Source organism: Selenomonas sp. GACV-9 (assembly GCA_900116485.1).
Lineage (GTDB): Bacteria > Bacillota > Negativicutes > Selenomonadales > Selenomonadaceae > Selenomonas_A > Selenomonas_A ruminantium_G.
In genome coordinates this window covers 36903-49069 of sequence record FPAX01000016.1, presented here as the reverse complement: position 1 = coordinate 49069, position 12167 = coordinate 36903, and the positions used below count along the sequence as shown (strand labels likewise).

10 protein-coding genes are annotated in these 12167 nt (G+C 53.2%); 8 read left to right on the top strand and 2 right to left on the bottom strand.

The features are described 5' to 3' along the window. Positions 1-449 precede the first annotated feature (449 nt). A complete protein-coding gene (locus BM322_RS11165) occupies positions 450-1514 on the bottom strand; it encodes an HD-GYP domain-containing protein (protein ID WP_318254601.1) in 1065 nt (354 codons plus the stop codon). 202 nt (positions 1515-1716) lie between these two features. Between BM322_RS11165 and BM322_RS11160 the strand changes: the two genes are divergently transcribed. From BM322_RS11160 to BM322_RS11135, 6 genes are all read left to right on the top strand, one after another. Continuing rightward, a complete protein-coding gene (locus BM322_RS11160) occupies positions 1717-2523 on the top strand; it encodes an amino acid ABC transporter substrate-binding protein (protein WP_075430479.1) in 807 nt (268 codons plus the stop codon). Between the two features lie 112 nt (positions 2524-2635). Further along, positions 2636-3280 (top strand): amino acid ABC transporter permease, encoded by a 645-nt coding sequence (locus tag BM322_RS11155; RefSeq protein ID WP_075430477.1) that lies wholly within the window; start codon positions 2636-2638, stop codon positions 3278-3280. Beyond that, a complete protein-coding gene (locus BM322_RS11150) occupies positions 3261-4043 on the top strand; it encodes an amino acid ABC transporter ATP-binding protein (protein WP_075430475.1) in 783 nt (260 codons plus the stop codon). The genes BM322_RS11155 and BM322_RS11150 overlap by 20 nt, the downstream gene beginning before the upstream one ends. 213 nt (positions 4044-4256) lie before the next feature. Then, entirely contained in the window at positions 4257-5444 is a 1188-nt protein-coding gene (locus tag BM322_RS11145) for an N-acetylmuramoyl-L-alanine amidase (protein ID WP_075430483.1), read from the top strand. A 53-nt stretch (positions 5445-5497) separates the two neighbouring features. Beyond that, positions 5498-6697 (top strand): YecA family protein, encoded by a 1200-nt coding sequence (locus BM322_RS11140; protein ID WP_075430471.1) that lies wholly within the window; start codon positions 5498-5500, stop codon positions 6695-6697. Next, a complete protein-coding gene (locus tag BM322_RS11135; RefSeq protein WP_075430468.1) occupies positions 6697-8043 on the top strand; it encodes an MATE family efflux transporter in 1347 nt (448 codons plus the stop codon). The genes BM322_RS11140 and BM322_RS11135 overlap by 1 nt, the downstream gene beginning before the upstream one ends. A 682-nt stretch (positions 8044-8725) precedes the next feature. Here BM322_RS11135 and rpsT read toward each other — a convergent pair. Beyond that, positions 8726-8992 (bottom strand): 30S ribosomal protein S20, encoded by a 267-nt coding sequence (rpsT, locus tag BM322_RS11130; protein WP_075430466.1) that lies wholly within the window; start codon positions 8990-8992, stop codon positions 8726-8728. A gap of 161 nt (positions 8993-9153) precedes the next feature. Between rpsT and lepA the strand changes: the two genes are divergently transcribed. Together lepA and hemW are read left to right on the top strand one after the other, a co-directional pair. After that, a complete protein-coding gene (gene lepA, locus BM322_RS11125; protein WP_075430464.1) occupies positions 9154-10950 on the top strand; it encodes a translation elongation factor 4 in 1797 nt (598 codons plus the stop codon). Positions 10951-10963: 13 nt separating this feature from the next. Continuing rightward, positions 10964-12118, top strand: a complete 1155-nt coding sequence (gene hemW, locus BM322_RS11120) for a radical SAM family heme chaperone HemW (RefSeq protein WP_075430462.1) — start codon at positions 10964-10966, stop codon at positions 12116-12118. Positions 12119-12167 lie beyond the last annotated feature (49 nt).

Genomic DNA, 12167 nt, shown 5'->3' with positions numbered 1-12167 from the left:
CCCTTTGGTAACGGAAGTCTGAGATTGTACGAATCGTTTCTCCCGTAACAAGCACATCGATGTAATTCGTGACCTATCGCCGGAACAGAGCAGGATTATCCCAACATAACGGAGGGCGAGGGTGGGTACACTTTCTTCGTAGACGGAGCGATTGCCCGAACGCAGTGAGGGATGGCACGCGGCAGGCAATTGCTAGAACGTCCAGATGTATTGGCGCGCCGCCGGCCTGCCCGGCGCATGTAACTAAATACGTACTTAAACACCAGCGCGGGTCATTTAGCGGAGCGGAGAAAAAGTGCACCCACCCTCACCCCAGCTGAGATGTATCAAGCTTATTGTAATCTAGTACTAACAGACAAACTGCAATTTTTGCATAAGAAAACCCGCTGACATGTATGGTTGTGTCAGCGGGTTTCCTTATGCGTATATGGCAGGATGAATGCCTGCTTTTATTTCGGGTTGTATTCGGTAATCGTGAGCTCCGGATGCTCGTTGAGGTTCAGGATCTCGTCAGGCGAGATGTTGATGATCGGGTGGGCGGCAAAGTCGTTAGGATAAGCCGCAATGACACCCTTTTCGCCGTTGTTGAGGGTAACGCGTGAACCCAGGAAGGCATCCTTGATATGCGTGAGCATCGGAACACAGACCGTCGGGTCAAGGGACGTGAACATATTCTCGGTCAGATAGGCAATCGCCGTGAATGGCGTCTGCTTCACATAGCCTTCGCGTTCTGTCGTGATGTTGTCGTAGATGTCGGCAATCGCGATGATGCGCGCATATTCGTGGATATCTGAGCCCATGCAGTTGAATGGGAAGCCGCTGCCGTCCATGCGCTCATGATGCTGCATGGCTGCGAGCTTCACTCCTTCGGACAGTGTCGGCTCGGTATTCAGGATATGATGGCCGTCGACGGTGTGCTGGATATAGGCTTCGTAGTCTTCGCCCTGCAGGTTGTTGACATTCTTGTCGAGCAGGCGCTGGGGGAACTTCGTCTTGCCGATATCATGCAGGAAGCCGGCGAGCATGATGTCCTTGCGCTTGGCGCGGTCAAAATGCATCCATTTGGCGATGACGCCAGCGAGGATGGAGACGCGCAACGAATGATTGTAGACATCACTGGCCAGATGATTGAGTTCGTACAGATAGTCGATTGCGCCGCTGCTGGCAGCCATCGGTGCAATTCGCGTCTGTACCATGTCCTCGGTTTTCTGTACGGGAATCTTGCCCGTCGTATTTACTTTGTTGAAAATCGAACGCGCTTCCTGGACAACGCCGTCATAATCCTTGATGAAAGCATTGCCACGATTGAAGATCGTGGAAACGGCCTGATAGTTCTGGCTCAGCTCATACTCATCCTTGATATAGACAACAGGGATATTCAGGAAGGTAAGGCGCGTGATATGTGCTTTTGTCAGCAATGTATTTTCAGATAAGACCACGACCATGTCAGGATTGACGATGGTGCGGGCTAAAATCATGCCAGTTTTTAAGTCCTCTACGGAAACGGCTCGCAAAGTAATCTCCTCCTTGTAATGGGAAATACGAATCTATTATATATTATTCGCACTGCAACGAGAAATACCTGCTAGAAAAGGAAATAAACCAAAATAAAGTGGAGAAAGAAAAATAACGCTTGACAGCGTTTACAGGTTTACAGTATAATAGCATCATATTAATCCTTTAACAAGATAAAGAATTGAAAAGGGGCGCTCATATATGAAATGGAAGAAACTTTTAGCAATGGGTATGGCTGCTGTAATGACGGCAGCATTTGTCAGTGGCTGCGGCAGCAATAACGCCAAGGATGCCAGCAGCTCGTCGTCTGGCAAGAAGATTGTCGTCGGCCTTGATGACAATTTCCCGCCGATGGGCTTCAAGGATGAGAACAACCAGATTGTCGGCTTTGATATCGACTTAGCCAAGGAGGCAACGAAACGCCTGGGCCGCGAGGTCGAATTCAAGGCTATTGACTGGTCAAGTAAAGAGGCAGAGCTCAAGAGCGGCCGTGTCGATGTCCTTTGGAATGGTCTTGATATCACCGAAAAGCGCAAGGAAAACATGCTATTCTCGGATCCCTACATGGACAACCGTCAGATCATCTTCGTGAAGAAGGGCACGACGGGCATTACCGATGAGAAGAGCCTGGCTGGCAAGGTAGTCGGCACCCAGAGTGCTGGCACCGCTGAGGAGTACATGGATAAATCCGATTTCTTCAAGAAGGAAGTCAAAGAGGTCAAGAAGTATTCCGACTATGTCTCGGCATTCATGGATCTGGAGAATGGCCGCATCGATGCCGTTGTTGGTGACGAAATCACGGGCCGTTATTACATGAGCAAGCATGCTGACAGCCTTGAGGCTATCGATTCGCCAGTGGGTGAGATCAGCACCTTCGGCATCGGCTTTGCCAAGGACAACCAGCAGCTGCGCGATGAGGTTCAGAAGGTTCTCGATGAGATGAAGGCCGATGGCACGATGGCCAAGATCTCGGAGAAATGGTTCGGCAAGGACATCACGAAAAAATAAGACATGGTATCTCGGGGCAGGCCGCAGGGCCTGCCTCTTTTCTTTACAGAGTGACAGCTTTCGTGTATAATATAGCGTATTAACACTTTGCTACACTAAAGGAGACGCTTGGATGGATAAGCTTTTTGATACTTTCCTGCTCATGCTCGAAGGTTCAGAGATTACGCTGGAAATTTTCTTCATCACTTTGATCATTGCTTTGCCGCTGGGTATGCTGGCGGCACTTGGACGGCTCTCAAGCCTCAGGCTGCTCAGCCGTTTCATTGAGTTCTATATCTGGATCATGCGCGGCACGCCACTGATGCTGCAGCTGTTGTTTGTCTATTTCGCCCTGCCGATGGTCGGCGTGCGTCTACCGGACATTGCGGCAGCGCTTTTGGCGTTCACGCTCAACTATGCGGCGTATTTTGCCGAGATCTTCCGCGCCGGCATCCAGTCGGTGCCAAAGGGGCAGTATGAGGCAGCCCGCACACTGGGCATGAGCTATCCGCAGACGATGCGACGCATCATCCTGCCGCAGGTTTTCCGCATGGTACTGCCGCCGGTCAGCAACGAGACCATCAACCTCGTCAAGGATACTTCGCTCGTCTATATCTTGGCGATGAACGATCTGCTGCGCGTGGCCCGCACGATCGTGCAGCGAGAGTTCGATATGACGCCGTTCCTCATTGCGGCAGTATTCTATCTGGCGATGACATTCGTTTTGACTTGGGGATTCAAGAAACTGGAGGCATATTATGGCAAATATGACAAATGAGCAGGAAGTCATGCTGCGCATGCATGATATCCATAAGGCCTTTGGCGACAACGAAGTGCTCAAGGGAATCGATATCGAAGTATCCCGCGGTGAGGTGCTGGCCATCATCGGGCCGTCGGGCTCGGGCAAGAGCACGCTGTTGCGCTGCATCAACAAGCTCGAGACGATTGACAGCGGCTCGATCGAGATCAAGGGCGAGTTCCTGGTCGTCACCGATGGGGATGGCAAGGCCGAATACGTGGAGTCGAAGAAGGAGCGTCAGCTGCTGGCAAGCACGGGCATGGTATTCCAGCAGTTCAATCTGTTCCCGCATATGACGGTGATGGAAAATCTCTTGGAGGCACCGATGCAGGTCAAGGGGCTCAAGCGGGAAGAGATCGAGCCCTATGCGCGTCAGCTGCTGGCCAAGGTCGGCCTGTCGGATCGTGCCGACTACTATCCGTCACAGCTGTCAGGCGGTCAGCAGCAGCGTGTGGCTATTGCCCGCGCTCTCTGCATGAAACCTGATATCATGCTGTTTGATGAGCCGACTTCGGCGCTTGACCCGGAGCTTACCGGCGAGGTCTTGAAGACCATGCGCGAGCTCGCGGAGGAGCATATGACGATGGTAGTCGTTACCCATGAGATGGCCTTTGCACGCGAGGCTGCCAGCCAGGTCATCTTCATGGCCGATGGCAATATCGTCGAGCAGGGGGAACCAGAGGCTTTCTTCAGCCAGCCGCGCGAGGAGCGCACGCGCGCATTCTTGCAGAATATGCTTTGAATATGTATGGAACTGTGGGAGACCGCAGTTCTTTTTTTATGGAAATTCTAATCGAATCGCCATGCTGGTCTCAGAAGTCTCTTGCTTAGCCGTAGTAGGATAGGAAGGTAGAGACTGGGCATTTCACGTCTTTTCGTACATAAGTTTCTTGATTTTTGTCAGGAGAAATACGATAATGAAGTATATGTGCCTAAATGGAGGGAGTCTATGCGTATGAGACGGATGATTATTCGTTTGATTCTTGTCACGTTATATATGATGTTGTTCACTTTGCCCGCTGCGGCAGCTGATGCAGATTTTGGTCAGCGGGTGAATGGTTTGGCCGAGGTAACTGGCCTGCGGGTCAGTACAGCGTCCAACAAGACGCGTATCGTGATGGATGCCAATAAGTCCGTCAGTTTCAAGAAAATGGTTCTTTCCAATCCTGAGCGCGTGGTGGTAGATATCCCGAAGGCCTGGTTGTCGCCTAAGGTGAAGAAAGAGGTCAATGTCAACAGCCGCTTTGTCGGCAAGGTGCGCATGGCACAGTTCGACAAGCAGACGGTGCGCCTGGTCATCGAGACCAAGGTGGGAAAAAACAATTATAAGGTGTTTACGCTCAACGGTGGCACGGTGCCAGGACGTGTGGTCATGGACTTTGGCGACCTGGGGGCGGATTCCTCGCAGGCCAAGATAAACCTGCCAGGAACGACTAAGCCGAAACCGCAGGCACAGCCACAAAAGCCGGCACCAGAGGTGAAACCGGCGCCGACGACTGAACCGACGCCGCAGACGGAGACAAAACCGGCTGATGATACGGATAAGGAGCTTGATGGTATCACAGGGCTCAAGGGGCGCAAGATCACCATCGATCCTGGTCATGGTGGCAGTGATTCTGGTGCCATCGGACCCACGGGGGTCATGGAGAAGAGCGTGACCCTGCGTGTTGCGCAGGAGCTCAAGCGGCTGCTCGTGGCCGAAGGCGCTACGGTCTACATGACCCGCGACCGCGATACAGAAGTATCGCCGAAGGGGGCTAAGGCCAGCGATATCGAGGAGCTGCAGGCACGCTGCGACATCCCGAACAAGAATGGTTCGGATGTCTTTGTGTCGATCCATATGGATTCCTTCTCGAATGGTGCGGCTAAGGGCACGACTGGTTATTATTATTCGCTGGGATCGAAACGTTCCCGCGACCTTGCCGACAAGATCCGGGCGGGGGTTATTGACCAGCTTGGCACCCAGAGCCGCGGCACCCAGAGCTGTAATTTCTATGTGGTGAAACACACGGATATGCCGGCGACACTTGTTGAGGTAGCATTCATTTCCAACAAAGGTGAAGAACAGCTGATGAACAGCGAAGAGGGCATAAAGAAAGCTGCCCAGGGTATTGCTGACGGTATTGCCGATTTCTTCGGCTGAGTCAGGTAGTAGACGTAATGATAGTAGGGAAAGAGAGGATTAGACCTAATATAATGGAAGAGAAAACGGAAATCGAGCAGAATGGTGAAACGTTAGAAGAACTGGTAAAGGCGGATATGGAGGAGCGCCGTAAGGCGCTCTATCGCCATAAGCTGCCGGCAAAGCTGGAGCTTTTGCCGATGCTTGAGGCAATGACGAAGGCGGAGCTTGATGATATCCGCTACAATCTCAATGTGACGGGGGCAAGTTCGCTCAAGAAGGCAGAGCTTGCTGAGCGTTTGTCTGCAGAGATCGTTGATTTTGCCCAGCGCTGGTTTCCGTCGATGCTCGAAGAGGAATATGGCTGCTTTCAGCATCTTATCGAGCACGATGGCCTGACGACGGAGTTCCGCGATGACGATGTACGGCTTGATTACCTGCGTGGCCTGGGACTTGTTTCCTGCGGCAAGCAGGAGGATAAACTGGCTTGGTATATGCCAAAAGAAGTGCAGGCGGAGTTTACGAAACTCGACTCGGGGGCATTCCGCAGCCTGACGGAACTCAATACTGAGGTTACGCGTCTGGCTTCGGGCTGCCTTTTCCACTATGGCTATATGAATTATGACCAGCTCTATGCAAAGGTCATGGGGTACCTGGACGAGGCACAGCGTGAGCAGGTTTCGTTCATGGACTTTGTCGGTGTCATGCTCAATGCCTCCTGCTGGCAGAATACGCTGGTGGCATTGCCGCAGGGCGCAAAATACTATACGCTGATTGATGAGAACAGCCTGGAGTCAGAGCAGATCAAGCGCAGCAATCTTGACTTTGCAGCGCTTACTTACAGCCAGGTTTACGATGCTGGTACGGAAAGCTATATCGATGCGACGACTGCCTATAAGGATTTGGCCCAGTTCTTCATGCGTGAACATGACTGCGACGTGCTGAAGGCTGCAGACATTGTAGGGGAGATCCTCATTCTCCTGCAGAATGGCGGCAATATGCAGGAAGCAGTCGAGTATCTGGAAGAATTGGGGATGATGAAGGATGAGCGCAAGGCTGAGGCTGTTGTGCCACTGCTCATCGCCTATAACAATTCTACGCATCTTTGGCCGCTCAAGGGACATACGCCAGAGGAGCTTATGGCAGCTGCAGGCCAGGGCAAGGTCATTCCATTTGAGGAAGTGCGCCGCCGCAAGGTCGGCCGCAACGAGCCGTGTCCATGTGGCAGTGGCAAGAAATACAAGAATTGCTGCCTGCATAAGGATGAAAACTAATGAAACAGACTATTGGCTATAAACAAAAAGCACGGCAGTTCTTTGCCGTGCTGCTGCCAATCTTCATCACCCAGCTGTCGCTTATGGCAACTGGGTTTTTCAATACGGTCATGGCTGGTCATATCAGCCAGCAGGATCTGGCAGGCGTCGCTGTTGGCGTCAACCTGTTCCTGCCGTTTTTCGGCTCCTTCCTCGGCATCATCTCGGGGCTGACACCGACCATCTCGCAGCTCTATGGCGCGGGCAAGCGGGAGAAGATTGGCTTTATCGTAAAACAGGGATTCTATTGGGCGTTGACGCTGGCTGCGCTGTTTATCGGCGCAGGCTGGCTGGCTGTGCCTCATATACTGCCGCTGCTGTCACTGGAGCCCCGCGTCGAATACATCACGGTGCATTATCTGATGGCAGTATCGGTGGGCATCGTGCCAATCTTTTTGGCGGCAGTGCTGCGCAATTTCATCGATGCCCATGGCCGCACGCGGCTCACGATGTTCATCACGATGACGACGGTGCCCGTGAATATTGCGTTAAACTATGTGTTCATGTATGGTCACTTCGGCCTGCCGGCCTTTGGCGGCATCGGCGCGGGCATCGGGTCGGCGATTGCTTTCTCGCTGAATCTGCTCCTCAATGTGCTGGCGGTCACGCATTGTGAGCCGTTCTGCAGGTATCGCATCTTCCATGCGCTGCCGCGGCCGGATCTTGCCGAATGGCGCAAGCAGCTCGGTGTCGGCATACCGATTGGCAGCACGCTGTTCTGTGAGCAGAGCATCTTCGGCGCAGTGGGGCTGTTCATGACAGCCTATGGCACCGTTGTCGTGGCTGCGCATCAGGCAGCCATGAACTTCACGACTATCGTCTACATGATACCGCTCGCCGTCAGCATGACGCTTACCATCCTTGTCGGCTACGAGGTCGGTGCTAAGCGCTATGAGGATGCGCAGCAGTACATCCGCTTGAGCCGTGTGCTGACGATGTTCTTTGTGGGGACGCTGGCGCTTATCCTTACGCAGTTCAAGGCTGAGATTGCGGCGCTCTATACGTCAAGCGCTGAGGTGCAGCCAATCCTTGCCGGGTTCCTCGTCTATGCGGTGTTCATGCAGCTGTCGGACAGCATCAATGCGCCGCTGCAAGGAGCATTGCGCGGCTATAAGGATGTGCATGTGACCTTCCTGCTGGCAGTGCTGTCCTTCTGGGGCATCGGCTTGCCGTTGGGCTGGGGGCTGGCCAATTACACCGGCTGGGGTCCGTATGGCTACTGGATAGGCCTGATTGGCGGCATCCTTGTCGGTGCTGTGCTGCTGATGATGAGGCTGCGGAAGGTGCAGGCAGGACTGAAAGCATAAAATGCAGTTTGTCTGTTAGTACGAGATTACAATAAGCGTGATACAGCTCAGCTTGGGTGAGGGTGGGTGCACTTTTTCTCCGCTCCGCTAAATGACCCGCGCTGGTGTTTAAGTACGTATTTCGTTACATGCGCCGGGCAGGCCGGCGGCGCGCCAATACATCTGGACGTTCTAGCTGGTACCTACCGCGTGCCATCCCTCACTGCGTTCGGGCAATCGCTCCGTCTACGAAGAAAGTGTACCCACCCTCGCCCTCCGTTATGTTGGAACAAGCCTGTTCCTTTCCGGCGATAGGCCACGAATTACATCGATGTGCTTGTTGCGGGAGTAACGGTTCGTGCAAAGTCAGACTACCGTTGCCAAAGGGGCGAACGGGGTAGTGCTTCTTTCTGTCTGAAGCGACTGTCCTGCGCAGCAGGACTGGGCCGTAAGCGCATAACCTAGAAAGAACTATGTACGTCGCGACCTGGTGACGGGAGCAGGTAACTAAGTCCGTAGTTCTGGTTGTACGGTCCATTCAGCGGAAACAGAAAAAGTACTACCCCGTGAACCCCGAGCTGCGCATTATCGGGATTCCTTCTCGCACGAACTAACAGACAAACTGCAATTTGCAGAAAAATATATTTGGATAACAAAAAGGCCTGCTCAAAAGAGCAGGCCTTTTATATCTCATCTGAGAAAATTACTTAGCGAGTGCGTTGACTTTGCGAGCCAGACGGGACTTCTTGCGGGCAGCAGCGTTCTTATGATAAACATGGTTAGCAGCAGCCTGGTCGATCGTCTTGCAAGCAACCGTAAGGAGGGATTTCGCTTCGTCAGCGTTTCCAGCCTCAACAGCGTCGAGAACACGACGGGAAGCAGTGCGTACACGGGACTTCTCAGCAGCGTTCTTTGCATGGCGCTTAGCGTCAGATTTTACACTAAGAATAGATGCTTTGATATTCGGCAAGTAATTCACCCCCTTAACAAATTCGTTACCGTATTATCATAGCATGTGAATCTCCAAAAAGCAACAGTTTTATTCTGAATTCCTGGGGATTTCTTGCAGGGGGGCGGCGTTCAATGATATAATAGCAGGGATATGGATTATTATTTGAAAGGAAAATGACCATGCAGAACAAGAATATCCGCAATTTCTCGATCATTGCCCATATCGACCACGGCAAATCGACGATTGCGGATCGGTTGATTGAATATACGGGAACCCTGTCGCAGCGTGAGATGGAGGCGCAGGTGCTCGACAATATGGACCTTGAGCGTGAGCGCGGCATCACCATCAAGGCGCAGACGGTGCGCATCGACTACAAGGGCAAGGATGGCGAGATGTACCAGCTGAACCTTATCGATACGCCGGGCCATGTCGACTTTACCTATGAGGTATCGCGCAGCCTGGCTGCCTGCGAGGGCGCGCTGCTCGTCGTTGATGCGGCGCAGGGTGTCGAGGCGCAGACCCTGGCCAATGTCTATATGGCCCTGGAAAATGATCTGGAAATCGTGCCGGTCATCAACAAGATCGACCTGCCGAGTGCTGATCCCGACCGGGTCAAGGAGGAAATCGAAAACAGTATTGGTCTTGATACAGAAAACGCTGTGCTCGCCTCGGCTAAGACGGGTATCGGCATCGAGGAGATCCTCGATGCGATTGTCGACTATATCCCGGCCCCGGGCGGTGATGAAGAGGCACCACTGCAGGCACTGATCTTTGACTCGTATTTTGACTCGTATAAGGGCGTTATCGCGCATGTACGCGTCAAGCAGGGCCGCATCAAGAAGGGCATGAAGCTCAAGATGATGGCAACGGGCAAGACCTTCGAGGTTACTGATGTCGGCTGCTTCAAGCCGCAGCCGATGGATGTCGGCTATCTTGATGTCGGCGAGGTCGGTTTCGTGGCTGGCTCGCTCAAGGATGTGCGCGATGTGCGCGTCGGCGATACCATCACCTTTGCCGACAATCCGGCGGCTGAGCCGCTGCCAGGCTACCGCGGCGTCACGCCGATGGTTTACTGCGGCCTGTATCCGGTGGAGAGCTCGGACTACGATAACCTCAAGGATGCCCTCGAGAAGATGCAGATCAACGATGCGGCTCTCGTGTTCGAGGCTGAGACTTCTGTTGCCTTGGGATTCGGCTTCCGCTGCGGTTTCCTGGGGCTCCTGCATATGGATGTCATCCAGGAGCGCTTGGAGCGCGAGTATAACCTCAAGCTCATCACGACAGCTCCCTCGGTTATCTATCATGTCTATAAGACGGATGGTTCGGTAGTCAATGTCAGCAATCCGTCTGACTTGCCGCCCCAGACGGAAATCGAGCATATCGAAGAGCCGTATGTCAAGGCAACGGTCATCGTGCCAAATGATTTCGTCGGCGCGGTCATGGAGATTTCGCAGGATAAGCGCGGCGAGTTCAAGAATATGGATTATCTCGATACGAATCGTGTCATGATTACCTATCATATTCCGCTCAATGAGATCATCTTCGACTATTTTGACCGCCTGAAGTCGGCGACGCGCGGCTATGCATCGCTGGATTACGAGCTGGCCGACTACAAGGAATCGAAACTCGTCAAGGTCGATATCCTGCTCAATGGCGATCCCGTCGATGCCCTGTCGACTATCGTCCACAAGGACCGGGCTGCTGGCCGCGGCCGTCAGCTGGCGGCCAAGCTCAAGGAAATCATCCCGCAGCAGATGTTCGAGATTCCAATCCAGGCAGCCATCGGCAGCAAGGTCATCGCGCGTGAGAACGTGCGCGCCCGTCGCAAGGACGTGCTGGCCAAGTGCTATGGCGGCGATATCTCGCGTAAGCGCAAGCTGCTGGAAAAACAGAAGGAAGGCAAGAAACGCATGAAGGCTGTGGGCAGCGTTGAGGTGCCGCAGGAGGCGTTCATGGCCATCCTCAAGATCGATTGACAGGAGAATCAGTATGGAACAGAAGCAATGGGGCGTTTATGTCCACATTCCCTTCTGCCGCCAGAAATGTTTCTATTGCGATTTCCCATCTTTTGCTGGACGGGAGCGCTATATGAAAGAATATATACGAGCCCTGTGCCAGGAAATCGAGGTGCGGGGCTCTTCGTATGTGCGGCGTTGGGGGAACCCGGCAACTATCTATATCGGTGGTGGTACGCCGTCGGCTTTGCCGGCTGCGCTGATGGAGCAGCTGCTGCTGGCAATTGGTAATGTTTTTTGCATTGCTGGTGAAGAGGTCGAGTTTACCGTGGAGTGCAATCCCGGGACGGTCGATGCAGCGTATCTGGCCATGATGCATGCGCATGGTGTCAACCGCCTGTCGTTTGGTGTGCAGAGCTTTGACGATGAGCTTTTGCGGCGCATTGGCCGCATCCATACCGGAGAGCAGGCCGTGCAGGCGGCAGTAATGGCCAGGGCGGTGGGGTTCTCCAATATCAGCATCGACCTCATGTATGGCTTGCCGGGACAGAGTATGGCTGAGCTCAAAGCCGGCGTAGAACAGGCACTGTCCCTGCAGCCTGCGCATATATCCATCTATGGTTTGCAGCTGGAGGAGGGCACGGCTTTTGCCCGCCTGCAGGAAATGGGGAAACTGGATCTGCCGACCGATGAAGATACCGAAGCGATGTATGATTATATGACGGAAGTCCTGCCGGCCAATGGCTATGAACGCTATGAGATTTCTAATTTTGCGCGGCCTGGGTTTGCCAGCCGGCATAATCTAAGCTATTGGCAGGATCTGCCGTACTTGGGACTTGGGGCGGCCGCCCATTCCTATCTGGAGGGGCAGCGCTGGGAAGCGGAGACGGAAATTCCTGCCTACATTGATTTGATAAAGTCAGGCCAGAGCCCCTTCAAGCTTGAAGAACCGGCAACGCGGGCAATCGCAATGGAGGAATTTGCCTTCCTGGCCCTGCGCACGACGGCGGGCATCAGCCGTCAGCGTTTTGAGCAGAAGTTTGGCTGCTCCTTTGATTCTGTTTACCAGCAGGCTGTGCAGCGGCTTTGTGATAAAGGCTTTCTTGTGGACGATGGCGATGCGGTTTATCTTACCAAGCTGGGCATGAAATATGGCAATTGGGCCTTTGAGGAATTTTTGCTTTTTTGACTTTTTGCCTTTTTACTGTTGACTTTTTGCCTTATTCGCGTTATTATCT